Origin of the sequence: Altererythrobacter sp., from assembly GCF_050299635.1 — a bacterium.
In the GTDB taxonomy this organism is placed as follows: domain Bacteria; phylum Pseudomonadota; class Alphaproteobacteria; order Sphingomonadales; family Sphingomonadaceae; genus Erythrobacter.
Genome location: NZ_JBNKWF010000011.1, coordinates 1 through 25,530, shown reverse-complemented (window position 1 = coordinate 25,530; position 25,530 = coordinate 1). Strand labels below are relative to the sequence as shown.

General features: G+C 60.7%; 23 protein-coding genes and 1 tRNA gene. 15 read left to right on the top strand and 9 right to left on the bottom strand.

Annotated elements, in window-relative coordinates:
* Positions 1-20 precede the first annotated feature (20 nt).
* Complete coding sequence (locus tag ACQY6C_RS07655; RefSeq protein WP_427967058.1) at positions 21-590, bottom strand: hypothetical protein; 570 nt, start codon at positions 588-590, stop codon at positions 21-23.
* A 178-nt stretch (positions 591-768) separates the two neighbouring features.
* Here ACQY6C_RS07655 and ACQY6C_RS07650 point away from each other — a divergent pair, with 178 nt between their 5' ends.
* Both ACQY6C_RS07650 and ACQY6C_RS07645 read left to right on the top strand, forming a co-directional pair.
* A complete protein-coding gene (locus ACQY6C_RS07650) occupies positions 769-2,217 on the top strand; it encodes an FAD-binding oxidoreductase (protein WP_427967055.1) in 1,449 nt (482 codons plus the stop codon).
* A 78-nt stretch (positions 2,218-2,295) separates the two neighbouring features.
* On the top strand, positions 2,296-3,084 hold the full coding sequence (locus ACQY6C_RS07645; RefSeq protein ID WP_427967052.1) for a SapC family protein: 789 nt from the start codon (positions 2,296-2,298) through the stop codon (positions 3,082-3,084).
* A gap of 208 nt (positions 3,085-3,292) precedes the next feature.
* Here ACQY6C_RS07645 and ACQY6C_RS07640 read toward each other — a convergent pair whose 3' ends face one another.
* Positions 3,293-4,258, bottom strand: coding sequence for an N-formylglutamate amidohydrolase (locus ACQY6C_RS07640; RefSeq protein ID WP_427967050.1), 966 nt, complete (start codon positions 4,256-4,258; stop codon positions 3,293-3,295).
* Between the two features lie 95 nt (positions 4,259-4,353).
* Here ACQY6C_RS07640 and cpdR point away from each other — a divergent pair, with 95 nt between their 5' ends.
* The 5 genes from cpdR (at position 4,354) to ACQY6C_RS07615 (ending at position 8,762) form a co-directional block, all read left to right on the top strand.
* A complete protein-coding gene (gene cpdR / locus ACQY6C_RS07635) occupies positions 4,354-4,743 on the top strand; it encodes a cell cycle two-component system response regulator CpdR (protein ID WP_427967048.1) in 390 nt (129 codons plus the stop codon).
* Positions 4,744-4,848: 105 nt separating this feature from the next.
* A tRNA-Val gene (locus tag ACQY6C_RS07630) sits at positions 4,849-4,923 on the top strand.
* A 197-nt stretch (positions 4,924-5,120) separates the two neighbouring features.
* Positions 5,121-6,341: an NADP-dependent isocitrate dehydrogenase gene (locus tag ACQY6C_RS07625; protein ID WP_427967045.1), complete on the top strand. Its 1,221-nt coding sequence runs from the start codon at positions 5,121-5,123 to the stop codon at positions 6,339-6,341.
* 135 nt (positions 6,342-6,476) lie between these two features.
* Entirely contained in the window at positions 6,477-8,237 is a 1,761-nt protein-coding gene (locus ACQY6C_RS07620) for a cation:proton antiporter (protein ID WP_427967042.1), read from the top strand.
* A gap of 12 nt (positions 8,238-8,249) precedes the next feature.
* Entirely contained in the window at positions 8,250-8,762 is a 513-nt protein-coding gene (locus ACQY6C_RS07615) for a hypothetical protein (RefSeq protein WP_427967039.1), read from the top strand.
* On the opposite strand, the gene alaS is transcribed toward ACQY6C_RS07615, so the two are convergent.
* The 6 genes from alaS to dapA all read right to left on the bottom strand — a co-directional run bounded on the left by alaS (position 8,759) and on the right by dapA (position 17,525).
* The gene (gene alaS / locus ACQY6C_RS07610; protein ID WP_427967036.1) at positions 8,759-11,419 is read right to left on the bottom strand and encodes an alanine--tRNA ligase; all 2,661 of its coding nucleotides are present in this window, start codon (positions 11,417-11,419) and stop codon (positions 8,759-8,761) included. The genes ACQY6C_RS07615 and alaS overlap by 4 nt on opposite strands.
* Before the next feature lie 305 nt (positions 11,420-11,724).
* The gene (gene recA, locus ACQY6C_RS07605; protein WP_427967033.1) at positions 11,725-12,783 is read right to left on the bottom strand and encodes a recombinase RecA; all 1,059 of its coding nucleotides are present in this window, start codon (positions 12,781-12,783) and stop codon (positions 11,725-11,727) included.
* A 144-nt stretch (positions 12,784-12,927) separates the two neighbouring features.
* Positions 12,928-15,375, bottom strand: a complete 2,448-nt coding sequence (locus ACQY6C_RS07600) for a response regulator (RefSeq protein ID WP_427967030.1) — start codon at positions 15,373-15,375, stop codon at positions 12,928-12,930.
* The gene (locus tag ACQY6C_RS07595) at positions 15,372-15,962 is read right to left on the bottom strand and encodes a DUF2062 domain-containing protein (RefSeq protein WP_427967027.1); all 591 of its coding nucleotides are present in this window, start codon (positions 15,960-15,962) and stop codon (positions 15,372-15,374) included. The genes ACQY6C_RS07600 and ACQY6C_RS07595 overlap by 4 nt, the downstream gene beginning before the upstream one ends.
* A gap of 144 nt (positions 15,963-16,106) precedes the next feature.
* Positions 16,107-16,589 carry an SsrA-binding protein SmpB gene (gene smpB, locus ACQY6C_RS07590; protein WP_427967024.1) on the bottom strand — a complete coding sequence of 161 codons (483 nt, stop codon included), beginning with the start codon at positions 16,587-16,589 and terminating at the stop codon, positions 16,107-16,109.
* A gap of 54 nt (positions 16,590-16,643) precedes the next feature.
* Positions 16,644-17,525 (bottom strand): 4-hydroxy-tetrahydrodipicolinate synthase, encoded by an 882-nt coding sequence (gene dapA / locus ACQY6C_RS07585; RefSeq protein WP_427967021.1) that lies wholly within the window; start codon positions 17,523-17,525, stop codon positions 16,644-16,646.
* A 102-nt stretch (positions 17,526-17,627) separates the two neighbouring features.
* Between dapA and ACQY6C_RS07580 the strand changes: the two genes are divergently transcribed.
* The 6 genes from ACQY6C_RS07580 to ACQY6C_RS07555 all read left to right on the top strand — a co-directional run bounded on the left by ACQY6C_RS07580 (position 17,628) and on the right by ACQY6C_RS07555 (position 23,073).
* Complete coding sequence (locus ACQY6C_RS07580; RefSeq protein WP_427967018.1) at positions 17,628-19,592, top strand: lytic transglycosylase domain-containing protein; 1,965 nt, start codon at positions 17,628-17,630, stop codon at positions 19,590-19,592.
* A 13-nt stretch (positions 19,593-19,605) separates the two neighbouring features.
* Positions 19,606-20,094 carry a transcription elongation factor GreB gene (gene greB / locus ACQY6C_RS07575; protein WP_427967015.1) on the top strand — a complete coding sequence of 163 codons (489 nt, stop codon included), beginning with the start codon at positions 19,606-19,608 and terminating at the stop codon, positions 20,092-20,094.
* A 38-nt stretch (positions 20,095-20,132) separates the two neighbouring features.
* The gene (locus ACQY6C_RS07570) at positions 20,133-20,618 is read left to right on the top strand and encodes an invasion associated locus B family protein (RefSeq protein ID WP_427967012.1); all 486 of its coding nucleotides are present in this window, start codon (positions 20,133-20,135) and stop codon (positions 20,616-20,618) included.
* A 50-nt stretch (positions 20,619-20,668) separates the two neighbouring features.
* A complete protein-coding gene (rlmN, locus tag ACQY6C_RS07565; RefSeq protein ID WP_427967009.1) occupies positions 20,669-21,910 on the top strand; it encodes a 23S rRNA (adenine(2503)-C(2))-methyltransferase RlmN in 1,242 nt (413 codons plus the stop codon).
* Positions 21,907-22,560: an MOSC domain-containing protein gene (locus ACQY6C_RS07560; RefSeq protein ID WP_427967006.1), complete on the top strand. Its 654-nt coding sequence runs from the start codon at positions 21,907-21,909 to the stop codon at positions 22,558-22,560. The genes rlmN and ACQY6C_RS07560 overlap by 4 nt, the downstream gene beginning before the upstream one ends.
* Positions 22,561-22,686: 126 nt before the next feature.
* Complete coding sequence (locus tag ACQY6C_RS07555) at positions 22,687-23,073, top strand: glycine zipper 2TM domain-containing protein (RefSeq protein WP_427967003.1); 387 nt, start codon at positions 22,687-22,689, stop codon at positions 23,071-23,073.
* Positions 23,074-23,137: 64 nt separating this feature from the next.
* Here the strand turns inward: ACQY6C_RS07555 and ACQY6C_RS07550 are convergent, their stop codons facing one another.
* Complete coding sequence (locus ACQY6C_RS07550; RefSeq protein ID WP_427967000.1) at positions 23,138-23,983, bottom strand: PhzF family phenazine biosynthesis protein; 846 nt, start codon at positions 23,981-23,983, stop codon at positions 23,138-23,140.
* A gap of 66 nt (positions 23,984-24,049) precedes the next feature.
* On the opposite strand from ACQY6C_RS07550, the gene ACQY6C_RS07545 reads away from it, so the two are divergent.
* Both ACQY6C_RS07545 and ACQY6C_RS07540 read left to right on the top strand, forming a co-directional pair.
* Positions 24,050-24,817 carry an SDR family oxidoreductase gene (locus tag ACQY6C_RS07545; protein ID WP_427966999.1) on the top strand — a complete coding sequence of 256 codons (768 nt, stop codon included), beginning with the start codon at positions 24,050-24,052 and terminating at the stop codon, positions 24,815-24,817.
* A 10-nt stretch (positions 24,818-24,827) separates the two neighbouring features.
* The gene (locus tag ACQY6C_RS07540; protein WP_427966997.1) at positions 24,828-25,496 is read left to right on the top strand and encodes a cytochrome b/b6 domain-containing protein; all 669 of its coding nucleotides are present in this window, start codon (positions 24,828-24,830) and stop codon (positions 25,494-25,496) included.
* The last annotated feature ends 34 nt before the right edge of the window (positions 25,497-25,530 follow it).

The following is a 25,530-nucleotide window of genomic DNA, read 5'->3' as shown; positions in this document are numbered from 1 at the left end:
GGCGACCGGGCTGGCTGCGCTCAGTCTTCCGCCTTGACCAATTGGCGCAGCCGCTTGATCTCGCAATTGGCGCCTGATCGGGACTGGAGCTTGTCCCGCTCAGCGCAAATCTTGCCGTCCTTGTTCCGCTCTACGTAGAAGCCGGAGTAGAAATCGCGCGCACGGCAGGATTTCTCCAGCCTAGCCGTCACGATACGCCTGTCGCGCAGGAACAGCAGCAGGCGGTTTCCGCTCCCGGTCTGGACGCCGGCGATCCCTGCGACGGGGAGACACTTCTCCATCTTGCGCTCTTCAAAACGCTGCGGAAGCGGTTGCTGAGGAAGTTCCGCCATGAGGTTTTGTCGCGCAACCTGACTGCGCGGGGAGACTCGCACGATCACCCGCTGCTCGATCCTGACCTGGTTCTGGACCGGGACGCTACGAGGCGCATCGAGCCAGTTCCGTCCGGAAGGGGAAGATTCTGCGATCGGCAGAGCATCCGCATTCGGATCGAGCCGGGCAGCCTCAACTGCTGAAGGCACAGGTTCGGACTGGCCGAAGATCGGCACAAGTAGCGCTACCGGCGCCAGCAAGGCGTAAAGACCGTTCATGCTCGAGATGCTGCTTGTGCGGCTCCCCTCAAATCGCCGCGTTCCTGATTGAAATCACGACTCGTTCGTCCCCATGTGACCGCTCTCTAACACATGGGGTTGAATGGCGGCTTAATCCGTTTGCAGGGTCAATCAAGCGCTGGCGAAGCAGGCGGATGCTGTGCCATAGAGCGCCGCGATGAACAGATTGAATGAATTTGCCGCCAGAGTGCGGGACCTGTTGGGCGAACGCGGCTTTACGGCCGATCCGGATTTGCTTGAACCGTGGTTGACCGATTGGCGCGGGCGTTTCCACGGCAAGGCTTTGGGCCTCGCCTCTCCCGCTTCGACCGTGGAAGTGGCGGCTTTCGTACGGCTGTGCGGCGAATATGGCGTGCCGATCGTTCCTCAGGGAGGCAATAGCGGCATGTCCGGCGGCGCGACGCCGGATGAAAGCGGGACGAGCGTTCTCCTGTCGCTAAGGCGCATGGACACCGTTCGCGAGCTTGATGCTTCTGCAGGCAAGGTGATCTGCGAAGCCGGTGTGATCCTGCAGAATCTGCACGAGGCAGCCGAGGCCCACGGCCTGCGTTTCCCCCTTACGCTGGGCGGAAAGGGATCGGCCACGGTCGGCGGCCTGATCTCGACCAACGCCGGGGGCACGCAGGTGCTGCGCCACGGCACCATGCGGGCACAGGTCTTGGGAATCGAGGCGGTGCTAGCCAATGGCGAGATATTTAACGGCCTCACTGCGCTCAAGAAGGACAATCGCGGCTTCGACCTGAAGCAATTGCTTATCGGATCCGAAGGCACGCTGGGAATTGTCACTGCCGCGACGCTGCGCCTGCTGCCCGCAATCGGCGAGCGTGTCGTCGCCTGGACCGGGCTATCTTCGATCGGCAAGGCCCGTGAATTGCTGATGCGCTTTGAAAAGGCGATGCCGGATGAGCTTGAAGGCTTTGAAGTTATGCCAGCTCATTCTCTCGCGGCGGTCTTGGACCACCTTCCGACAGCCCGCCCGCCACTCGCCGACGAGCACGAATGGAATGCGTTGGTAGAACTGGTCACGCCGTCGAACGACGGATCGGACATGCGGAGCCGGGCCGAGGAGGTTCTCGCCGCTGCGATGGAAGCCGGTCTGGTCGATGATGCGGTGATCGCCGCGAACGAAAAGCAGGCTGATGATCTGTGGCTTCTGCGCGATTCAATTGCGCCTGCCGAAAGGGCGCTCGGCCCGGCGATGCAGCACGATATTTCAGTGCCGGTCGAACGGATGCCCGAGTTCGTCGAGGCTGCTATTCCTGCGGTCGAGCAGCGCTATCCCGGCACCAAAGCGCTCGGGTTTGGCCATTTGGGTGACGGCAATGTGCATTTCCACGTCCTTGCCCCTCAAGGCGTAATTGCCGGAGAATGGGAAGAAGCGGACGGCAAGCAAATAAGCCGCTTCGTTCACGACCTGGTGACGGCGCATGGCGGTTCGATCAGCGCAGAGCATGGCATCGGCCAGTTAAAGCGCGATGAGTTGGAACGCCTCAACGATCCGGTTGCGCTATCGATCATGCGGCAGGTCAAACAAGCGCTCGACCCTGAAGGGCTTCTCAATCCCGGCAAACTCGTGCCGCTTGCGCCGGCCAAGTCGAACGCCTAAAGGCACTTCGCATCCGGCTTCCTGGTCGCAAGGGAAAGCCGAATTGGAACACATTCAAGACTTTTTCGGAGAGACTTCATGGCCAGCGCGCCGCAGCAACCTCAATTGCCGCTTTTCTACAAAGACCTGATGCCGCTCAACAGCCGAGATCATAGCGGTTGGAAGAGCAAGCCATTCCAGGACGCAAGTTTCATTGCAGGCACCCACGCCATCCCGGTGACGGTCGACGAGTTCGTCGATGCGCAGCGTCATTACCCGATTGTCTTTACCGCTGGCGAGAATCCGCTGCCGATCGCGCTGATGGGCCTTAACGAAGGCGTAAACACCTTCGTTGGCGAAGACGGCATGCTGACCGACAATGTCTATCTCCCAGCCTATGCCCGCCGTTATCCGTTCATGCTCGCGCGTCTGCGCGACGATAGCGACGAACTGTCGCTCTGCTTCGACCCCAGTTCTGGCGTTGTCGGCGAGTTCGACGAAGGCAATGAGTTGTTTGCCGGTGAAGGCGAGCCGAGCGATTTCACCAAGGGAGTGCTCGATTTCTGCCAGAAGTTCGAGGAATCGGGCCAGCGCACCAAGGCGTTCACCGAGGAACTCGAAAAGCTTGATCTCCTGATGGACGGCGAAATCGCCATTACGATGAACGAAAACCCGGAAAATCCCTTTACCTATCGCGGGTTCCGGATGGTCGACGAGAACAAGCTGCGCGAGCTTCCGACAGAAACAGTCGAAGCTCTCAACAAGAGCGGGATGCTCATGCTGATCCACGCGCATCTTTTCTCGCTGAATCTGATGCGGATCATCTTCGGTCGTCAGGCTCAGCAGGGCAAGGGTCCGCAGCTGGCCGGTAACGGTGCGGCCAACTAGACAATTTGCACCCGACACACTCGTCGGAGTTGCAGAGTCCTATTGAATTGAGGGGGTTGAAGCCCCGTCGATTCTTACCTATCTAGTGGATATCCGGTCGAGTTACCCTCATGACCCGGTCGGATAGTGCACCATCTGGTGCACATCCTCCCTGAACCTTGGCCACCTCGTGCATTTTGCACGGGGTGGTTTTTTGGTTATTCTCCAATTATTCGGCGGCCTGGGCGAGCTGCCCGCCCTGCCCCAGACGCGCAGTCTCCGCACCAAGATCACGCAGCAAGCCGGAAACCAGCTTTGCCATCGGCTCCAGGCCTGCGCCCGGCTCGTTCAAATTGCCGTCAAGATAGGTCGAACGACAGATCTCCAGCTGCATGGCATGAAGCCCGCGTCCGGGAGCCGAATGGTGATCCAGCATGAAGCCGCCGGAATAGGGCCGATTGTGCGCGGCGGACCATCCCTGAACGTCCAGATAGTCCAATGCGCGAGACGCCAGGGAACCGTGACACGAGGCCCCGAAACGGTCGCCGATCACGAGCCTGGGCACTCTTTCCTGTCCATAGCTCCGCTTGAGCGGCGGCATGGAGTGAATATCCAGGAGCAGCGCCGCGCCCCATTCGTCACGCATACGCTCCAATCTGCGAGAAGCGGCAAGATGATATGGCCGGTGGATGCCCTCTATCCGCGCGTCCAGATCTTCGCGCGACAAATGTTTGCGCCAGATTTCACCCGACCCGGGCAATCGCCGCGGCACCAGGCCCAGACCGCTGCGGGCACGCCGATTGGACTGTGAGTGGCGGCCTTCCTGGCCATGAGTGCCGCTGAACATGCCCCAATCGACATCGTCACGTGCACGATTGAGATCCAGCATGGCGCGCGGTGCGTGCGATACGATCATGGCTGCACCGGTGAGCCTGACTACCTCTTCCGCCAACCTGTCGACATAGCGGTCTTCCAGCTTGAGGCAGGCATAGGCTGGATCGCGCATGTTCTCGAGGATCGATGGCGGATAATCGCGTCCGGCATGGGGCACCGAAACAAGCACCGGAATCGTCTGGTTCCTGGGTTCCAGGATCGAGAAGGCCGGTCTTCCGCTATCGGCGATCCAGCCCCCGGTAACGATCGAATCACCGCTCGTTACCGCCGAATCAGCGCGAATCTGCCATTTTTGAGTCATCCGGGAATTGCTGCCTGCAGTTTTGTTCTGTGTCAAAGCTGGTCAGACACGACGCGAAGAAAGATTTCTTAAGTGCTTGGCGCTAAGGAGATTGGATGAATGCAACGAATTCACTCCGAATCCTCCTCGCCGAGGACGAGGAAGCGATGCGCTCCTATCTCGAGCGCGCGCTGACCAATGCAGGCTATGACGTCGTCGCCGTTGATCGGGGCACGGAGGCGATACCGTTCCTGGAAGCGGAGCACTTCGACCTGCTTCTATCGGACATAGTCATGCCCGAGATGGACGGAATCGAGCTGGCTCAACAATGCGCCGAAATCAGTCCGCGGACCAAGGTGATGTTCATAACCGGATTTGCGGCAGTTTCGCTTCGCGCAAGCCGGGAGCAGCCGCAGGCCAAAGTCCTTTCAAAACCGTTCCATCTGCGCGATCTTGTGCTGGAGGTTGAGCGGGTTTTTGCGGACCAGGCAGAAGCCTCTCTCTAGTCTCGACAGGGCTTGGCCCAAAATAGCGGCGCGAATCGCTTGCATGGTGTGAAAGCCCAAGCTAAAGGCCGCCTCCGCCGCAGCGATGCGGCCATCCGATGGTTCGGGCGTATAGCTCAGTGGTAGAGCACTGTGTTGACATCGCAGGGGTCGGAAGTTCAACTCTTCCTACGCCCACCATCGTGACATTTTGAATGGAAGGCGCCGGACCCAGGCGCGCTTTCATTTCCAGGTTTCCGGCAATGGCGCTGGATCAATGCGGGCCATCCCGTCTTTGGGCAGATTAGTCCTATCTCCCGCCTACCTTGCGCGTTGGCCTTCCTCTGCTAAAGCGCGCGCAACACATTCCGAGCAGTATTCTTCAAGACAGGGCAGATATGCAGAAAATTCAGGTCAAGAATCCGGTCGTCGAGATCGACGGCGACGAAATGACGAAAATCATCTGGCAGTGGATCCGCGAACGGCTGATCCTGCCTTATCTCGACATCGACCTGAAATATTACGACCTGTCGATCGAGAAGCGCGACGAGACCGACGACCAGATCACCGTCGATGCCGCCAATGCCATCAAGGAACATGGCGTGGGCGTGAAATGCGCTACGATCACTCCCGACGAAGCTCGCGTGGAAGAGTTCGATCTCAAGAAGATGTGGAAGTCGCCGAACGGCACGATCCGCAACATCCTGGGCGGCGTGGTCTTCCGTGAACCGATCGTCATCGAGAATGTGCCGCGCCTGGTCCCGGGCTGGACCGATCCGATCGTGGTCGGTCGTCACGCTTTCGGCGATCAGTATCGCGCCACCGACACTCTGATCCCCGGCCCCGGCACCCTGCGCCTTGTGTTCAACGGCGAGGATGGCACCGAGATCGACCTTAACGTCTTCGACTTCCCCAGCGCGGGCATCGCGATGGCGATGTACAATCTCGACGATTCCATCCGGGACTTCGCGCGTGCCAGCTTCAACTATGGGCTCGATCGGGGATGGCCGGTTTACCTGTCGACCAAGAACACGATCATGAAGGCCTATGATGGGCGCTTCAAGGACCTGTTCGAAGAAGTTTTTGAAAGCGAATTCAAGGACAGGTTCGCTGAAGCGGAAATTACTTATGAGCACCGCCTGATTGACGACATGGTCGCTTCCGCACTGAAGTGGAACGGCAAGTTCGTCTGGGCCTGCAAGAACTACGATGGCGATGTCCAGTCAGACGTCGTGGCGCAGGGCTTCGGCTCGCTCGGCCTGATGACTTCGGTCCTCATGACGCCCGATGGCAAGACGGTTGAGGCGGAAGCTGCCCACGGCACCGTGACCCGCCATTATCGCCAGCACCAGCAGGGCAAGGCGACCAGCACCAACCCGATCGCCAGCATCTTCGCCTGGACTCGCGGGCTGATCTATCGTGGTCGCTTCGACGAAACACCCGATGTGGTTCGCTTCGCCGAAACGCTTGAAAGGGTCTGCATCGAAACGGTCGAGCGCGGCCAGATGACCAAGGATCTTGCCCTGTTGATCGGCCCGAATCAGAGCTGGCTGACCACGGAACAGTTCTTTGAAGCAATCGTGACCAACCTCGAAACGGCCATGTCCGACTGGGGCTGATCGCATCAAATCGGGTTGCTCCGGCTGAACCGGTTCAAGGGTGGGCCATCCAGTGGATGGTCCGCCCTTTGTTTTTGGCGCTTTGAGGCCCTTCATCGCTGGTGACGCGCGGCTCTGCTTCGCTATAGGTGCGTCATGGCCGGAGAAATCGCTCATTCCCCCATGTTGTCCGATGCGCTGGTGATTCTTGGCGCTGCAGGGATCGTCATCCCCGTCTTTACCCGTTTCCGCATTACACCGGTCATCGGCTTCATCCTGATCGGGATCGCGGTCGGGCCGTTCGGATTGGGGAGGCTCGTTTACGAACACGCATGGCTTGCACATGTCACCATATCGGACCCTGACGGGCTTGAACCGTTCGCCGAGTTCGGGATCATCCTGCTGCTTTTTACCATCGGATTGGAACTGAGTTTCAATCGCCTGTGGCAGATGCGCAAACTCGTCTTTGGCCTCGGCGCGCTCGAACTGTTGATCATTGGATCGGCGCTGGCCGTAGTTCTCAGCATGATGGGGCAATACTGGACGGGGGCGCTGGCTTTGGGATTTGCACTCGCATTCTCCTCCACCGCGATCGTGCTGCCGATTTCCGGAACCACCAGCCCTGTAGGACGAGCGGCACTGTCCATGCTGCTGTTCGAAGACATCATGATCGTGCCGATCGTCTTTATCCTTGGCGCTATGGCTCCCTATGCCCAGGCCGACGGGCTTGAGGGGTTGGTCGACACCCTGTGGCAGGGAGGCCTCGTGGTTCTGGCCTTGTTGGTGCTCGGGCGCATTGCCCTCCCCCGGCTTTTTGCCCAGGCGGCCCGAACCAAGAGCCCCGAACTGTTTCTTGCGGCATCGCTGTTGGTGGTAATCGGGGCGAGCCTGGCAACCGCAGCCACCGGGCTTTCGCCGATTGTCGGGGCATTGATCGCTGGCCTGCTTATCGCCGAGACCGAGTATTATGGCGAAGTTGAAAGCATCATGGACCCGTTCAAGGGGCTCGCGCTGGGCATCTTTCTGATTACCGTTGGAATGAGCATCGATCTCATGACCATCTGGCAGAACCTTGGCACGATTTTGCTCGCCGTTGTGCTGGTCCTGGTGTTCAAGGCGCTTGTCACCGGAGTCCTGCTCCGTCTGATGGGCGCGCGTCGTTCGACAGCAGCCGAGACAGGCGTGTTGATGGCCAGCCCCAGCGAAACAACGCTGATTGTCCTCGCTGCCGCAAGTTCGGCCCTGCTGATTCAGCCGGGCACTGCGCAGTTCTGGCAAATTGTCACCGCCATCGGATTGACCGTTACACCGCTCCTTGCTCGTCTGGGGCGCATGATCGCCCGGCGTGTGGAGAACGTCGCCGAGCTTCCACCGGACGATACCGACGAGCCTCGCACGATCATCATCGGTGCCGGCCGCGTCGGTCGCCTGGTTGCGGACATGCTCACGGCCCATCGGAAGGCCTATGTCGCAATCGATTCGGATGCGGACATGATCCAGCGTGCCAAGCGCCTTGGATATCGCGCTACATTCGGCGATGCTGCTCGTCGCGACGCATTGAAACGGCTCGGAATCGAGCAGGCATCTGCAGTTGTTCTGACGATGGATGAACCGGTCCTCGTCCAACGACTGGTGAGCAAACTGCGCAAGGCCTATCCCGATTTGCTGATCGTCGCCCGTGCGCGAGATATTGAGCATGCTGCGGCGCTCTATCGTGCTGGCGCCAGTCACGCGGTGCCTGAAACTCTTGAAAGTTCGCTCCAGCTTTCAGAATCCGTACTTGTCGAAATCGGTGTTCCCATGGGGCCCGTCATCGCTTCGATCCACGAGAAGCGTGACGAGTTTCGCGCTCAGATCGAGGAAGAGGGAGCGCTGGATTACAAACCCAAACTGCGTAGCAGTTCGCTTGCCGGATAGGTCAGGCGGTACGTGCCCGGTAAGCTTGAGACCCGATCCGATTGCAGCCGCTGCGCAGCGCTGTGTTGTATCGCCTATCCTTCCGATGAGATGCCGGGATTTTCTGCGCGCAAGCAAGCAGGCGAGGCATGTCCGAAGCTCGACGCCTGCGGGCTCTGCTCTATATATGCAACGCGCGGGCGGGACGGGTTCGGCGGCTGCATCCAGTTCGAATGTTTCGGCGCCGGGCAGCATGTCGTCCAAACGTTGTTCGGCGGCAAGGACTGGCGCGACGATCCAGCGCTGCTGCGTCCAATGGCCGAGAGCTTCCTGGCGCTGCGCAAATGTTTCGATCTGCTGTATCTGGTCGATTATGCGCGCGGGCTTGGCCCGAATGGCGATGAGCGAAGTGTGCTTGATGGTATCGAAACCGAGCTGACCGAAATGGCCGCTTCCGCCCAGACCGCGAGCGATTCGGCCAGATTACGCAGCGTGGAAGCGCGCCTTCGTCCGGTCCTTGCCAGATTGCACCCGGCTCCCGCTTAACCGGCCAACAGTTCCTTGACTGCGGCGATGGCCTCATCGGCCTTTGCGCCGTCTGGTCCGCCGCCCTGCGCCATGTCAGGGCGCCCGCCCCCGCCCTTGCCGCCCAGCGCTTCCACGCCCGCACGTACCAGATCGACCGCGTTGAACTTGTCTGTCAGGTCGTCGGTCACGGCAGCAGCAAAGGCAGCCTTGCCGTCGTTCACAGCGCAGATCGCCGCAACGCCCGATCCCATGCGTGACTTCGCTTCATCGAGCAGTGGACGAAGTTCCTTGGGATTGAGTCCCTCGATCACCTGCCCGCTAAAGGTCACACCAGCGATTTCTTCATCAGCGGCCTGCGCCGTTCCGCCGTCCGCTCCGCCGCCTCCCAGCGCCAGCGCCTTCTTTGCGTCCGCCAGTTCCTTTTCGAGCCGTTTGCGCTCGTCGAGCAACGCCGCAATTCGAGCTGGTACATCCTCCGGTGTCGCACGGATGGCCCCTGCAGCTACCTTCAGCGCTTCCTCACGGGAAACCAGCCAGCTCCGCGCTGCTTCACCAGTCAGCGCTTCGATGCGGCGCACGCCAGAACTCACCGCGCCTTCGGACACGATCCGGAAGATACCGATATCGCCGGTCGCCCTCACATGAGTGCCGCCACAAAGCTCGACGGAATAATTGCGACCCTCCGTGCCTTTGCGTCCCATTGAAAGGACGCGCACTTCGTCGCCATATTTTTCGCCGAACAGTGCCATCGCGCCTGCCTCGATCGCTTCGTCCGGGCTCATGAGCGTCGTAGCGACCGTTTCATTGGCGCGGATCTCGGCATTCACTTCGGCTTCGATCGCCGCGATGTCATCTGCCGTGAGCGGCTTTGGGTGCGAAAAGTCGAAACGCAGCCGGTCATCCGCCACCAACGAACCCTTCTGCGTGACATGCTCTCCCAGCTGGTTGCGCAGCGCGGCATGCATAAGGTGCGTTGCCGAGTGATTTGCTCGGATCCGGTCACGCCGAGCCGTATCGACGTCCAGATGCACCGTGTCGCCCAGCTTGACCGAACCCTTTTCGATCTTCGCCTGATGCGCATGGAGCCGGCCCAACGGCTTGGCCGTATCGCTGACCTTTGCCAAAAGCCCCTCTGGTGTCGAGATTGTGCCTGTATCGCCGGTCTGGCCGCCGCTCTCTCCATAGAAGGGCGTCTGGTTGGTCAGGATGACCACCTCGTCACCGGCGTCGGCGCGCTTAACCTCTTGGCCGGACTTGACGATGGCAACCACGCTGCCTTCTCCGCTGGTCGAGGCATAGCCGGTGAACTCGGTCGCGCCTTCGCGCTCGGCAATGTCAAACCAGACTTCGCCCGAGGCCGCATCGCCCGAACCTTTCCAGGCCGCGCGGGCAGCGGCCTTCTGCCGATCCATCGCAGCGTCGAAACCGCCGCGATCGACCCCGATGCCGCGCGAGCGCAGCGCGTCCTCGGTCAGATCGTATGGGAAGCCGTAGGTGTCATAGAGCTTGAAGGCGGTCTCACCATCCAGTTCGCCGCCCTCATCCATACTGCCGGTGGCTTCATCGAGCAGCTTGAGGCCTTTCTCCAGCGTTTTGCGGAACTGCGTTTCCTCCCGCTGCAGCACTTCCTGGATCAACGCCTGGCCGCGCTGCAATTCGGGATAGGCCTGCCCCATCTCGGTAACGAGCGCCGGGACGAGGCGATGCATCAGCGGTTCACTCGCGCCGAGCAGATGCGCGTGGCGCATGGCGCGCCGCATGATCCGCCGGAGGACATAGCCGCGCCCTTCATTGGAAGGCAGCACGCCATCGGCCATGAGGAAGCTGGTCGAGCGCAAGTGATCCGCGATCACACGGTGACTCGCCTGCTGGTCGCCCTCTGCGGGCACGCCGGTCAACGCTTCACTGGCGGCGATCAGCGCCCTGAATGTGTCGGTATCGTAATTGTCATGCACGCCCTGCATCACCGCAGCGATCCGCTCGAGCCCCATGCCGGTATCAATCGAAGGCTTGGGCAGGTCGTTTCGCGTGCCATCAGCCTGCTGCTCGAACTGCATGAAGACGAGATTCCAGATCTCGACAAAGCGATCGCCATCCTCATCGGGGCTGCCGGGAGGGCCGCCGAAGATGTGATCGCCATGATCGTAGAAGATTTCCGAACAGGGGCCACAGGGTCCGGTATCGCCCATCGACCAGAAATTGTCGCTCGTCGGGATGCGGATGATGCGTTCTTCAGGAAGGCCGCTGATCTTGCGCCAAAGGTCGAAGGCTTCATCGTCCGTATGATAGACGGTGGTGGTCAGCTTGTCTGCCGGGATGCCCCATTCTTTCGTGAGAAGCGTCCAGGCGTGAAGAATCGCCTGCTCCTTGAAATAGTCCCCGAAGGAGAAGTTCCCCAGCATCTCGAAGAAGGTATGGTGCCGCGCGGTATAGCCGACATTGTCGAGATCATTGTGCTTGCCCCCCGCCCGCACGCATTTCTGCGAACTGGTCGCGCGCGGTGCCGGGGGCGTTTCCAACCCCGTGAAGGCATTCTTGAACGGCACCATGCCCGCGTTGACGAACATGAGCGTGGGATCATTGTAGGGCACCAGCGGAGCGCTTGGCACCTCGGCATGGTCTGCACCGGCGAAATAGTCGAGGAAGGACCGGCGGATCTCGTTGGTCGATGTCATGGAAGCGCAGTTAGGCAATCGCGCCGCAGGCTACAAGACGAATAAGCTGCATGAAGTGTTCGGCAGAGCCAATTGTGATTCGGTGCCAGCCATCTCCCCTTCCCAGCCACCCGATAGGTTGCCCAGAGACAATATCGGGTGGCTGGGAGGGGGAGAGGGCCGGAGCCGGGTGCTGGATTTGGCCTCGCCAAATCCGGATCGACGCCATCGACCATGCAATGAAAAACCGGCGCGACCCGGATGGCTGGGTGCGCGCCGGCTTTCCATTTTTCCGGGCGCAACTGGCGCCCGCTTGAAGAAAAGTGTCAGGATTCCGCGTCCGGACCCGCCATCATCTCCTCGGCGACCTCATCGGTGCGGCCGCGAATGGCGGCTTCCAACTTGTCGCAAATCTCCGGGTTTTCCTTGAGGTAGCTCTTGGCATTCTCGCGGCCCTGACCGATGCGAATGCTGTCATAGGAGAACCAGCTCCCCGACTTCTCCACCAGCCCGGCCTTGACCCCCAGATCAAGAATTTCGCCGATCTTGGAAATGCCCTCGCCATACATGATGTCGAACTCGACCTGCTTGAACGGCGGAGCCACCTTGTTCTTGACCACTTTCACGCGAGTGGAGTTACCCACCACTTCGTCACGATCCTTGATCTGGCCCGTGCGGCGAATGTCGAGCCGCACCGAAGCATAGAACTTGAGCGCATTGCCGCCCGTCGTCGTCTCGGGATTGCCGTACATCACGCCAATCTTCATGCGCAGCTGGTTGATGAAGATCACCATGCACTTGGAACGGTTGATCGACCCGGTGAGCTTGCGCAGGGACTGGGACATGAGGCGCGCCTGAAGGCCGACGTGGGAATCGCCCATCTCGCCTTCGATTTCAGCGCGGGGAACCAGCGCGGCCACCGAGTCGACCACCAGCACGTCGATCGCGTTCGAACGTACCAGCGTATCCGTGATTTCGAGTGCCTGCTCGCCCGTATCGGGCTGCGACACGATAAGCTCGTCGATATCGACGCCGAGCTTCTTGGCGTAAACCGGATCGAGCGCATGTTCGGCATCGACAAAGGCTGCCGTGCCGCCATTCTTCTGCGCTTCCGCAATCACATGCAGCGCCAGAGTGGTCTTGCCCGAGCTCTCAGGGCCATAAACTTCGACCACGCGACCTCTGGGCAGCCCGCCGATGCCAAGCGCGATATCGAGGCCAAGCGAGCCGGTCGAAATCGATTCGATATTCATCGCTTCTTTCGAGCCCAGCTTCATCGCCGAACCCTTGCCAAATGCCCTGTCAATCTGGGCCAGCGCAGCGTCGAGCGCTTTCTGACGATCCACGGAAGATTCCTTTTCTACCAGTTTGAGATTCGCGGACATCGCATGGCCTCCTTCGCTTGCCTAGGGCTACCGGCCGTTTATCGACCATCGCCCTTCTGGCCCCTTGTTGGAATGCGATGTATCCGATTTGTTCCATAAGAACAAGAGCGGAACAAAAATATTTTTCCGGCGCTATCTCAGCTTCTACTTTGCGCTCGCCTTGCGCATCACTTCAGCAACCCGATCCCCGATCTGTTGCACGCTGAAGGGCTTGGCGAGGAAGTGCATATTGGGAATATCGATATCCTTACGCAATTGTTCCTCGGCATAGCCCGACATGAACAACACCGGCAGATCCGGCAGCAGCTTGCGAATACCACGCGCCATGGCAGGGCCATCCATTCCCGGCATCACGACATCGCTCACCACCAGGTCGAATTCGCCGCCATTCTCGATCTCGGCCAACCCCTCTTCACCGTCCGAACAACATGTGACGCTGTAGCCAGCTCGCGACAGGGCCCGTTCGGCAACCGCGCGCACCATGTCTTCGTCTTCGACAAGCAGGACCCGCCCGCCGCCCGACCATTCACTCGATTGTTCGACCGGAACTTCGACAGGTTTCTGCGGAACTTCGCCCTTGTGCACGGGGAGATAGACGGTGAAGCGCGCGCCCGTGGCACGCCCCTTCTGCCCATCGATATTGTCGGCAAATATGAACCCGCCCGATTGCTTCACGATGCCATATGCGGTCGAGAGGCCGAGGCCAGTGCCCTTCCCCTGTTCCTTTGTCGTGAAGAATGGCTCGAACAGCTTGGGCAGCGCTTCCGCCGGAATTCCTCCCCCGGTATCCTGCACCACCAGCACAGTATAGTCCGCGGCGGGCAGGATATCCGAGCCCATCTTCTCGACGTCGCGCACCGTCACGCGGCGGGTTGAGAGTGAAATGCGCCCCGAACCATCGCCGCTGGACTGGATCGCATCGCGGGCATTGACCGCGAGGTTCATGATGACCTGTTCGAGCTGCTGCGGATCAGCCCGCACCGGCCCAAGATCGCGATCATGCTGTACGACATACTCGATTCTGCTGCCCAGCAGCCGCTTGATAAGCGGACCGACTTCGCTGACGACATCCGGCAGTTGCAGAATTTCCGGTCGCAGGGTCTGCTGGCGCGAGAAAGCGAGCAATTGCCGCGTCAACGAGGCTGCGCGGTTCGAATTGGCCCGGATCTGCTGGATATCGTCATAGTCGCTGTCACCCGGCGTATGGCGCAGCAGCATCAGGTCGCAGGTTCCGATGATGGCCGTCAGCACATTGTTGAAATCATGCGCGACACCGCCAGCGAGCTGGCCCACGGCCTGCATCTTGGTCGCTTGTGCGACCTGCCGTTTGAGCTGCGTTTCTTCATGCGAATCCGACAGGCTGAGCAGCACCGCCGGTTCGCCCAGTCCGCGCACGCCCGCTATTCCCATCGAGACAGGTTCTTCCGGATTGGTTGTCAGCCGCAGCGCCATATTGCCGCTGGTCGCCGGGCCGCGGCCGTGTCGTCTGACTGCATCTGACAGCGCAGCCTTGTCCTCGCGCACTACCAGATCGGTCGGAAACGCAGGAAGCCCCCTGCCCTCGCGCTCGATCGAACGGAGGAAGGCATCATTGCCGAACAGGAAACGCCCGTCGCGGTCGGTCATGGCAAGGCCCAGCGGCAATTGCCCCAGCAGCGCCTCGAGTTGAGCGACGCCGGCTTGCGAGGATCCGTCCCATCCGCCGCCAATACCCACGCCGCTGTCAACGAGCAGCATCAGCGATTGCGCTTCGTCCGGACCCGAAGCGTACTTCTCTCGCGGATCTTCCAGCGGGATATGGATCAGCGTTTGCGGCGTTCCTCCGCGGCCTTCGCGCGAGAAGAATATCCGGTCGCGATCATCGGAACGCAGGAAGGATACGAAATCCTGCCCCGCGAGCGTCGCAGCCGGATCGCCCGCAGCGCGTTCGGCAAAACCGGCACTCACGCTCTTGATCAGGCCCTCTGGAGATGTGATCGCGCTTTCAATGCCTGAGCGGGAAAGGATACGGCCAAACGGGCCTGTCACGTCATAGCTGGCCAGAGCATCAATCAGCTTGGGTTCAATCCTTCGGAAACGCCAGACGAGATGATCTTCGCCCCTCCCCGCCCGCTCAGCCGAAACCGCCCAGGATGGCATGTCTTCCTCGCCACCACCAAGATTTTCGAGCCGGGCCGATCCATCGCGCCAGGCTTCGCGCGCGACCTTGGTCAGCGCTTCGAATGCAGACCGTTCGAGCGGGAGATTCGGCGGAGCACTGGCGGCGCCGAACCATTCGACAAATTCGCTATTGGCGCAGGTGAGACGGTTGGCGCGATCGGTGATTGCCACACCAATCCCGGGCTGCTCGATGGCGGCGAAGGTCACCGACCAATCTGGCGATGACGGCGCATCGGACTGGGGCTGAGCCCGCATCCGGTCAAGCACGAATGCCCCAGAAACAAGGACTGCAAGCGCCAGAGTGAACGCAGCGGCAAGCACGATCTCGCCCGAAGCGAACCACAGCAAGACCGCGCTGACAAACATGGCAAGCCCAAGCCCGCCCATCAGCATGATTGGTTGCCGACCTGCCTCCCCTTCGATCGCCTTCATCCCTTCTGTGCCTTCAACCGCTCGTCAAGCCTGGCCTCAAGCTTTCGCAATCGACGCGCGCGCTTCCGCGCCACGATGTAACGCCACAGGAAGCTCGACAGGAGATAGCCAATCGCGGCCGAGACGACCGAGAGGACAATGAAGCCGAACGTCGTGACGCCTGCAACCTGGAACGCTTCGATGACCCAGGCCCATCGTCCGCTGTTGAGTTCGTCATTGGCGACGCCAACGGTCACGGCATCGACCTTGAGCACAAACGCCCCCACACGGTTCGCCACCACCAGCCAGAACGGCAGGGTGAAGGGATTGGTGACGAAAGTTACCGCGGCAGAAAGCGGTACATTCGCCCGTGCAGGAAGTGCGAGGAAGGCCGCAAGGAAGATCTGGCCAATCGGCACGATAAAGGCGGCAAACAGACCCAATGCGACACCGCGCGGAACAGAACGGCGCGTAAAGCGCCAAAGCTCTGGAGAAAGGAATCTATGCGCGATCGGAGCAAGGAACCGGTTGCGCGCCATATCCTCACGACTGGGCATGTAACTGCGCAGTGTGTCGGCCAGCCAGGTCTTTGATCCGAAAGTGCTCATGACGTCGCGCTCGCCTTGCTCCGCTTGCCAATCTTTCGCAAGGGTTCATCAGGGATAATCGGCAGAGCGGGCATGGCTATCGATATGGGTATCAATACCACACTGTCCAAGCGCTGAATTCTGCTGACGGAGATACCCCTTCGATCAGCTCTTCTCGCGCATCAACCGTGCCTTGTCGCGCTTCCAGTCGCGTTCCTTGATCGACTGGCGCTTGTCATGCGCCTGCTTGCCCTTGGCCAGCGCCAGTTCCACTTTCGCGCGCCCGGTGCTGTTGAAATAGATCGACAGCGGAACCAGCGTCATGCCCTTGCGCTCGACCGCACCGAACAGCTTGGAGATTTCGCGTTGGTGGAGCAGCAGCTTGCGCGGGCGGCGCGGTTCATGATTCAGCCGGTTGCCGTGGCTATATTCGGGAATGTTGGCATTGATCAGCCACACTTGCCCATCGCGCACTTCGGCATAGCTTTCAGCAATCGTGGCTTCGCCAGCGCGCAATGCCTTCACTTCGGTGCCTTGCAACGCCAGCCCCGCCTCGAACTTCTCCTCGATGGCATAATCGAACCGCGCGCGCCGGTTCTCGGCGACGGTCTTCTGCTTGTCGAAGGTTTCTGGTTTCGGACGAGCCATAGTGCGAGGGCATGTAGGAGTGAACGGCGACCATTGAAAGGGAGGTCGGCGCGTCTAGACCAGACCGGCATGCTCCAGGGCTTCGTCCACCTGTTTGCGTGCGGGCTCGCTGCAGGGGACGATCGGCAGGCGAACCTCGTCGGTGAAACCTTCCATCACCCGGCTCAGCGCATATTTGACCGGAGCCGGGCTGGCATCCGAGAACATCGCATAATGCAGCGGGAACAGACGATCGTTGATCTCGCGCGCCTGCACCAGATCGTTTGCCGCGATCGCTTCATGAAATGCTGCACACAGCGCAGGTGCGACATTGGCGGTCACCGAGATGCAACCGCTGCCTCCTGCGGCGGAATGCGGCAGCCACAGTTCGTCATTGCCCGAAAGCTGGCAGAACTCCTTGCCGATTCCCATGCGATGGTCTGCCACGCGCGACAGGTCCCCGCTGGCATCCTTGATCGCGACGATCCTGTCAGGATGCATCTTCGCCAGGGCAACTACCGTCTCGTCCTCAAGATCGGTCACTGTCCGGGCCGGCACATTATAGAGCACGATCGGCAGATCGCTGTTTTCGGCAAGATAGCTGAAATGCGCAATCAACCCCGCCTGGCTCGGGCGGTTGTAATAGGGCGCGACACAAAGACCCGCCGCAGCCCCCGCCTTCTTCGAGAAATTCATATGCAGCAACGCATTGCGTGTATCATTGCTGCCGCATCCGGCGATCACGGGAACGCGACCTGCGGCCTGTTCGATACAGACTTCGATCACCCGGTGGTGTTCGGCATTGGACAGAGTCGAGGCCTCACCCGTAGTCCCGCAAGGCACCAAGGCTTTCGAACCCTGCTCAATCTGCCAGTCGACAAGACGCCTAAAAGCGGCCTCGTCAAACGATCCGTCGCGAAAAGGAGTCACAAGAGCGGGGATTGAACCGGAAAACATTGCCTTAGGACCTTTCGTGGCCACATAATTCGGCACTAAACAGCGTGTGAAGTGCCCAAACGGGTAATTGATTCAGCGCCTGATAAGGATCAGCCAAGCACAATGTCCAGCATGCATCGCAATCAATACAGATTCGCTTTGATTCTCGGGACGGCTGCACTCGCCTGCGCCGCGCCGTTGCTGGCGCAGGATCTGGCACGGCAGAACCGCGCCACCGTCCAGATGGTTGCGCAACAGCCCCAGGCGATAATGCGGGCGGTCGACCGGTTCGACTACCTTGCCAATACCAAGGATCTCGGCTTCGATTCCTATGCCGGTTTCGTGCTCGCCTATCCCGGCTTTCCGAAGGAGGAATTGCTCAGGACGCGCGCCGAAAATGCGCTCGACAATGAAGCTCCCTCGACAGAAGCGCTGCTGGCATTCTTCGACAGGAACCCGCCCCTGACCAATTCCGGCCGCGCGCGCTATGCGCTGGCGCTGGCAGCCAAAGGGCGGCCAGAAGCAAAGCAGGTCGCGCGCGAAGCCTGGCGTGGCGGCAGCATGAGCGGAACGGCGGAAGCCTATATCCTCGGCATGTTCGCATCGTCCTTCACTCAGGAAGACAATGACGCGCGAATGGATGCGCTGTTGTGGCAAGGCGATGCAGAGGCTGCGCGGCGCCATCAGTTGATGGTTTCAGCTGACAAGCGCGCTCGTGTCATGGCGCGGCTCGCCTTGGTCGAAGATCATATCGACGCAGGGGATGAAGTCGCGATCCCCAGCGCCTGGCTCAGCGATCCCGGCGTGGTCTATAACCTCGTCAAATATTACCGGGCGAACCGCCAGATGCCGCGTGCGGTGGCGCTGCTGACTAGCCGCCCGCGCTTCTCCAGCCTGCCATTCGATCCCGAAGCACTGGTTGGCGAAATGCTGCAGGTTGCCAAGGGTGCAAGTTCTGGCCAGGCGGCCAGCATCGCCGCTTCTGTCGATGACCTGTTCGCACCTGGCGCCGATATCAGCGACGGCTCTTACCGGCTGCGCGATCGATATACCGATCTGATGTGGCTGGGCGGCACAAAGGCGCTGTGGAGCCTGGGTGACGGGGCAAGAGCCGCGCCGCTTTTCTATCGCTATGGCATGGCGGCAAAGACTCCGCTGACCCGCTCCAAAGGACTCTATTGGGCTGGACGGGCCGCGCGGCAGGCAGGCAAGCAAGCCGATGCGGAGCGCTACTTCACCGCAGCGAGCCAATATGCCGATCAATATTACGGGCAGCTGGCGCTCGGCGCACTGGGCAAGCCGATGCCCCAATTCGCCAAGCTCCCGCAAGCCGTCCCGACTCCCGAGCAAAGAGCAGAGTTCGCCAATTCGCCGCTGGTCAAAGCTCTGAAGGCGATTGCGACCAACCGTCGCAACTGGCGAACCGAACGCGCCTTCTTCGGTGCGCTGGCGGATTCAGCCGATACGCCGGAAAAGATGGCCCTGGTGGCTGACCTCGCGCACCAGCTCAAGCTTGACGAATTTGCCGTTGTGGCGGGAGCGACTGCTCCCGAACACGGGCTGACCGGGTTTGAGCGCCTGGCCCATCCCACCGTCCAGGTGCCTTACGGAACCGATTGGACCATGGCGCACGCGATCATGCGGCAGGAAAGCGAATTTGATCGCACGCGCGTCAGCCATGCCGGTGCGCGCGGCATGATGCAGCTCATGCCCGGTACTGCGCGCGAGCAAGCAGGCAAAATGGGCATGAATTACATGTCCGCCGATCTCACTGCCGACCCACAGTATAACATCCGCCTGGGCGACGCCTATTTCCGCCGTCTGCTGGATTATTACGGCGGAGCCTATCCGCTCGCCATCGGTGCCTACAATGCCGGGCCGGGACGAGTGAACCAGTGGTTGCGTATGAATGGCGACCCGCGCACTGGAGCGATCGATTACGTTACCTGGATTGAGAAGATTCCAGCCAATTTCGAAACCCGCTATTATATCATGCGCGTGCTCGGCAATGCCGTGGCCTATGACAACATGAACCCGGACAAGGCGCCGGGTGGCAGGCCGCGCACGATTGCCAACTTCCTGCGTTGAACGGGAATAACGCGTGGAACCTGCAGGCGACCCCATCACTCCGCAGGGGATGTTCGCGCTCAAGGCGCGCTATGACCATCTGCTCGGCACTGAGCGGCCGGAGATCGTGGAAATCGTCAGTTGGGCGGCGGGCAATGGCGACCGCAGCGAAAACGGCGACTATCTCTATGGCCGCAAGCGGATGCGCGAGATCGACCGCGAGCTGGCTCACCTCGCCCGCCGGATGAAGAAATTACGCGTGGTCAACCCTGCCGACCAGCCTGACAAGGCCCGTGTTTTCTTTGGTGCGACAGTCACTCTCGCGGACGAGGATGACAATGAGCGAACAGTCACATTGGTTGGCGATGACGAGCAGGACGCATCAACGGGCCGGATCGGTTGGAACTCGCCCATGGCGCGCGCGCTGCGCGGAGCAGGCGTGGGAGACTTGCGCGTGGTCAAGATACCTGCCGGTGCAAAGGAATGGGAAGTCCTGGCGATCGCCTATCCCGATGCCTCTTGATGGTTGCAAATAGTGCCGGAGCAGGCAATCACGCCGCCATGCGCGCCCTTCCACTCGTCCTTACACTGCTGGCATGTTCTGCACCTGTTGCAGCGAAAGACAGCCTGGGCGTCTTTTCCGGCTGGGCTGCCTTTCGCGATCCTTCGGTGCCCCGCTGCTACGCCATCGCCAAGCCCGAGCCGAGCAAGCTCGAACGTGATTACGAACCCTATGCGACGGTGAGCACCTGGCCCGAGAAGAACATACGCGGGCAGTTCCACCTGCGCCTCTCGCGCAAGGTTGCGGAAACTCGCTCGATCACCCTCATCATCAATTCCAGGCGCTTTGCCTTGACTGGCGGCGGCGGCGACGCATGGGCGAAAGACGCAGCGATGGATGCGGCGATTGTCGCTGCAATGCGGGGAGGAAGGCGCATGATCGTGAGCGCGACCGATACCAGGGGGCGGCGTTTCTCCAACACCTATCAGCTGGCAGGTGTGGCGACCGCGCTTGACGCAGCGACGGTCGGCTGCGCACGCAGATAATTTCACAACGCTAGCCAATCGGGCAGCAGCGCATTATATGCGCCGCCTCCATGGCCGATACAGACCTCATGCCGATCCCCGGACAGGTGGATCCCGTTCCCGTCGCGCGTGACATCACGCCGCGCGAAGATGGCCGTATCGACCTGCTCGGCCTGCCGCGCGAGCGCATCCGCGAACTGTTTGCCGATGCCGGGCTTGACGCCAAACAGGCCAAGCTGCGCGCCAAGCAGGTGTTCCACTGGCTCTATCATCGCGGCGTGACCGATTTCGATGCGATGACCGATATCGCCAAGACCATGCGCCCGTGGCTGGCGGAACGGTTTGTCGTCGGTCGCCCCGAAGTGGTCGAGGCCCAGCATTCGAGCGACGGCACGCGCAAGTGGCTGCTGCGCACCGCGGACGGGCATGATTTCGAAATGGTCTTCATCCCCGATGCGGATCGCGGGACGCTATGCGTTTCTTCGCAGGTAGGCTGCACGCTCAACTGCCGCTTCTGCCACACCGGCACCATGCGCCTGGTGCGCAACCTCACTCCCGGCGAGATCGTAGGCCAGGTCATGCTCGCGCGCGACGCACTCGGCGAATGGCCCAAGGGCAGCATGGCTGGCCTTGATGACGCCGAGGACAGCGCACATTACACCGCCGATGGTCGCCTGCTGACCAATATCGTGATGATGGGCATGGGCGAGCCGCTCTATAATTTCGAAAACGTTCGCGATGCGCTACGCCTGGTGATGGATGGCGACGGGCTGGCCCTGTCGAAGCGCCGCATCACCCTTTCGACCAGCGGCGTTGTGCCGATGATGGATAAATGCGGCGAGGAAATCGGCGTGAACCTGGCGGTTTCGCTCCACGCCGTGACCAAGGAAATCCGCGACGAGATCGTCCCGATCAACAAGAAATACGGCATTGAGGAGCTATTGCAGGCCTGTGCCGACTATCCCGGAGCGTCCAATGCGCGGCGCATCACCTTCGAGTATGTCATGCTCAAGGACACGAACGATACTGACGAGCATGCGCATGAGCTGGTCCGGTTGATCAAGCAGTACCGGCTGCCAGCCAAGGTCAATCTGATTCCGTTCAATCCCTGGCCCGGCACGCCTTACGAATGCTCCACGCCGGAGCGGATCAAGCGCTTTTCCGACATCGTGTTCGAAGGCGGCATCAGCGCGCCGGTCCGTACACCGCGCGGGCGCGACATCGATGCGGCATGCGGGCAGCTCAAGACAGCGGCGGAAAAGAAGAGCCGCGCCCAACTCGACCGCGAAGCGGCGGCGGCTGCCGGGGAATGAACTGTCGGGTCGAAGCGCTCTGCGTCGGCCAACCGGAAATCTTCCGCGGCGAGGAATTGAGCGCGATCGGCAAGCATCCTGTCAATGGTCAGGTGCGGATCACTTTCACAGGTCTTGAAGGCGATGCACAGGCAGACCGCGTGCATCATGGCGGCGTGGATATGGCAGTGCATCACTATCCGCACGACCACTATGCCGGTTGGGAGGAATGGCTCGGCGGTCACGAATTGCTCTCCCGCCCCGCAGCCTTTGGCGAGAATATCCATGCTGGCGGCCTGACCGAACGCGATGTCTGTATTGGCGATCGGTTCCGTCTGGGTGGCGCGCTGCTGGAAGTCAGCCAGCCTCGCAAACCGTGCTGGAAGATCGAACATCGCTTCGGCCGCAAGGGGATGCTCGCCCGCATCCTGCGCTCGCACATTTGCGGGTGGTACTATCGCGTGATCGAGGAAGGCATGGCCGAGGCCGGTGACACGCTGGAACTGATCGAACGCCGCGAAAGCGATTGGCCCATCGCAAGAGCATTCGCCACTTTGCTCGACCCGACGTCGGCGCCGGACGGAGAGAACTTGCGTGCATTGGCTGCGCTTGAGGCGTTGAGCAGCGACTGGCGCAAGAAGGCAGCCGCAAAGGCCGAAAATAGCGGCTGAACTGCACGGCCCACCGGCAAACTCGCACAATTCAACCCTAATTCGCTTTTAATTCTGATCGTTCAGCCAAGGTTTCACCTGATCGCGGAATATCGAAGGCAATTCGAAGCCTTCAATGAGGACACAATGAAGAAGCTTGCACTCGCATTTGCCGCCGGAACAATGGCTCTCACGGGGCTAGGTACGGCTGCGCCCGCTGCCGCCGATCCGCCGCCTTGGGCACCCGCTCACGGCAAGCGAGCCAAGGACCGGGCGATGTATGATTCGCGCGGCTATTACGTCACGCCCCGCCGCATCACCCGCGACAGCTACATGTGGCGCGGTCGCGATGGCAGATATTACTGCAAGCGCGACAATGGCACGACCGGCCTGGTGATCGGAGCGGGCGTCGGCGCATTGGCGGGTCACGAACTGGCCGGTCGCGGCGACAAGACGCTGGGCGTTCTGCTCGGCGCTGCCGTTGGCGGTGTAATCGGTCGTGAGATCGATCGCGGCAGCCTGAGCTGCCGCTGACAGTCTGAGACAGGCAATTTTGATGGGCGTGGCCGCCGGGAAGCGGTCGCGCCCTTTGCTTTGCTCAGCCGAATACCGGAAGATCGCCGGCTGACGAGATCGTCGCGCATCGCCCGCCGATCCAGACATTGCCACCATCGTCGAGCGAGCAGTGGACGATACCGTCCGCTCCCGTCTTCCGTCCCTGCGCAGCAAGATAGCTGCCCTGCACCAAGCCGCTGCCGAACAGATGCATCGCCACGCCTGCGTTGAAGCTGCCGGTAACCGGGTCCTCGATCAAGCGGCCCTGCGCGGCTCCGAAGAATGCGCGCAGTTCCCAATCGGCCCGATCGCTTCCGACACAAGGGCCGGCCAGCCCGATGTCCGTTCCCGCCGGAGCCTTTGCCACCGGATCGGCCGCAAGCACATCGTCTGCAGTCCTGAGCCTTAGCAACTGCCATTGTGGCCCGTTGCTGACATGTACTGCCTCGACCACCGTTTCAGGTTCGACTCCACATATTGCCACAGCGTGATCGAGTTCCGCATCTGTCAGCGGCTCATGCTTGGTCAGTGGCGGAGCGGCAAAGGCGAGCAAATCGCCATCGTGCCTGATCTCCACCAGGCCGACGCCGCATTCCTGCACCACGGTTCCAGCCTTCCCCGGCGTGCCGCCAGCCTCCAGCCAGGCATGGCAAGAACCGAGCGTGGGATGCCCTGCGAAAGGCAATTCGCCGGCTGGATAGAAAATGCGCAAACGGTAATCGGCTGCAGGATCGGTGGGCGGCAACAGGAACGTCGTTTCCGAGAAACCCAGCCACTGGGTGAGCCTGAGCATCTGCTCCGCACTCAGCGCATCGCCACCATGAACTACGCCCAACGGGTTCCCCTTGAACGGGCCGGAACCGAAGACATCCACCAAATCGAGCTTCATCGAGTGTTCTCCATCGTATCACCGCTCTACCTAGCCAAGATGCCGGGAATCTGCTGAATAGATTTTATGTCCAAGCCTTCAGTATTGGTGACCGGGGGCGCGCACCGGATTGGCGCGGAGATCGCCCGTCAGTTTGGCGAGGCCGGGTGGCACGTCATCATCCATTACGGCAAATCTCAGGAAGATGCGGATCAACTTGCTGCTTCGCTTCCATCCGCCGAAACGATCCAATGCGATCTTGCCGATGGCGATACGGCTGTCGCTATGGTGAAGGAACTGGCGGCCCGGCTCGACGACTGGCGGGTGCTGATCAATTGCGCGGCCATCTTCTGGTCAGACCATGTAACCGCACTGGATCCGGAAACGAACCGGGCTGCGATGCAGATCAATGCCGTAACCCCTGCCCGAATGGCGCAGACGTTCCTCGCCCACGCCAGCGCCAGGCAGGGGCGCTGCGTGATCCAGTTTACCGACCAGAAGCTGGAAAACCCCAACCCTGACTTCTTCAGCTATACGATGAGCAAGCACGCGGCCGCTGCAACCATCCCGATGCTGGCTGAAGGTGCGGCAGGTGCAGATGACCGCGTCTACGGCCTTGCTCCCGGTGCGATCCTGCCGAGTCATGACCAGACCGAAGACGAGGCAGAGGTGTCGCACAGGCTCAACCTGCTGGAACGCAAGACCGGTATCGAAGAAGTCGCCCATGCCGCCCTCTTCCTGGCACAGGGAACGCTCAGGAGCGGTGAGACGCTGTTCGTCGACAGCGGCCAGCACATGCTCGATCAGCCGCGCGACGTGATTTATCTCGCCCGCGAGATCATGGCGCAGTCATGAGTGCCAGGGCATGAAACGCCACGCGTTCTCGACCCGCTTGTGGCACTGGCTCAATCTCGTTTGCGTCGTGGTGCTGTTCATGAGCGGGTTGAACATCTCAAACGCGCATCGCTACCTTTATTGGGGCGATTATGGCTTCAATCCGGCTGACGCATGGACTGCCGTGCCGCGCTTCCCCGGCTGGATGACCATCCCGGATTACTACAGTCTTGCACAGGCGCGGGCCTGGCATGTGCTGATGGCCTGGCCATTCGCGCTCGGCCTGTTGTTCATGTGGATCGCCATGCTCGCAAACCGCCATTTCCAACGCGACGTCATGACTTCGCCAGGCGAATGGAATCCGCGCGCGATCTGGCACGATATCGTCCAGCATCTGAAGCTCAGTTTCGAGCATGAGGGTTCCAGATACAATTTCCTCCAGAAACTCGCCTATGGCGTGGTGCTGGGAATATTCCTGCCTCTGATGATTGCCACGGGTCTGGCGATCAGCCCGGGCTTCGAACCGGCGGCACCCTGGCTGGTGGACCTGCTTGGCGGAAGGCAGAGTGCCCGCTCGCTCCATTTCATCACCGCATGGGCCATTGCAGGGTTCTTCCTCGTGCACATTGTCCTGATTCTGCTTTCGGGGCCCATCGAACAAATCCGCGCCATGATTACGGGAGGTCGCTTTGAAGCGTAGGAACCTTCTTGCAGGAATGGCCGGACTGATGGCG

Bases quoted from the DNA above. Each gene is read 5' to 3' on its own strand.
- ACQY6C_RS07620 (WP_427967042.1), top strand. From the start codon at position 6,477: ATGGCCGGAGAAATCGCTCATTCCCCCATGTTGTCCGATGCGCTGGTG.
- ACQY6C_RS07645 (WP_427967052.1), top strand. From the start codon at position 2,296: ATGGCCAGCGCGCCGCAGCAACCTCAATTGCCGCTTTTCTACAAAGAC.
- ACQY6C_RS07580 (WP_427967018.1), top strand. From the start codon at position 17,628: ATGTCCAGCATGCATCGCAATCAATACAGATTCGCTTTGATTCTCGGG.
- ACQY6C_RS07560 (WP_427967006.1), top strand. From the start codon at position 21,907: ATGAACTGTCGGGTCGAAGCGCTCTGCGTCGGCCAACCGGAAATCTTC.
- recA (WP_427967033.1), bottom strand. From the start codon at position 12,783: ATGTCCGCGAATCTCAAACTGGTAGAAAAGGAATCTTCCGTGGATCGT.
- ACQY6C_RS07600 (WP_427967030.1), bottom strand. From the start codon at position 15,375: ATGAAGGCGATCGAAGGGGAGGCAGGTCGGCAACCAATCATGCTGATG.
- cpdR (WP_427967048.1), top strand. From the start codon at position 4,354: ATGAATGCAACGAATTCACTCCGAATCCTCCTCGCCGAGGACGAGGAA.
- ACQY6C_RS07555 (WP_427967003.1), top strand. From the start codon at position 22,687: ATGAAGAAGCTTGCACTCGCATTTGCCGCCGGAACAATGGCTCTCACG.
- ACQY6C_RS07540 (WP_427966997.1), top strand. From the start codon at position 24,828: ATGAAACGCCACGCGTTCTCGACCCGCTTGTGGCACTGGCTCAATCTC.
- ACQY6C_RS07640 (WP_427967050.1), bottom strand. From the start codon at position 4,258: ATGACTCAAAAATGGCAGATTCGCGCTGATTCGGCGGTAACGAGCGGT.
- alaS (WP_427967036.1), bottom strand. From the start codon at position 11,419: ATGACATCGACCAACGAGATCCGCCGGTCCTTCCTCGACTATTTCGCC.
- ACQY6C_RS07650 (WP_427967055.1), top strand. From the start codon at position 769: ATGAACAGATTGAATGAATTTGCCGCCAGAGTGCGGGACCTGTTGGGC.
- smpB (WP_427967024.1), bottom strand. From the start codon at position 16,589: ATGGCTCGTCCGAAACCAGAAACCTTCGACAAGCAGAAGACCGTCGCC.
- ACQY6C_RS07570 (WP_427967012.1), top strand. From the start codon at position 20,133: ATGCGCGCCCTTCCACTCGTCCTTACACTGCTGGCATGTTCTGCACCT.
- rlmN (WP_427967009.1), top strand. From the start codon at position 20,669: ATGGCCGATACAGACCTCATGCCGATCCCCGGACAGGTGGATCCCGTT.
- dapA (WP_427967021.1), bottom strand. From the start codon at position 17,525: ATGTTTTCCGGTTCAATCCCCGCTCTTGTGACTCCTTTTCGCGACGGA.
- ACQY6C_RS07595 (WP_427967027.1), bottom strand. From the start codon at position 15,962: ATGAGCACTTTCGGATCAAAGACCTGGCTGGCCGACACACTGCGCAGT.
- ACQY6C_RS07545 (WP_427966999.1), top strand. From the start codon at position 24,050: ATGTCCAAGCCTTCAGTATTGGTGACCGGGGGCGCGCACCGGATTGGC.
- ACQY6C_RS07550 (WP_427967000.1), bottom strand. From the start codon at position 23,983: ATGAAGCTCGATTTGGTGGATGTCTTCGGTTCCGGCCCGTTCAAGGGG.
- ACQY6C_RS07655 (WP_427967058.1), bottom strand. From the start codon at position 590: ATGAACGGTCTTTACGCCTTGCTGGCGCCGGTAGCGCTACTTGTGCCG.
- ACQY6C_RS07625 (WP_427967045.1), top strand. From the start codon at position 5,121: ATGCAGAAAATTCAGGTCAAGAATCCGGTCGTCGAGATCGACGGCGAC.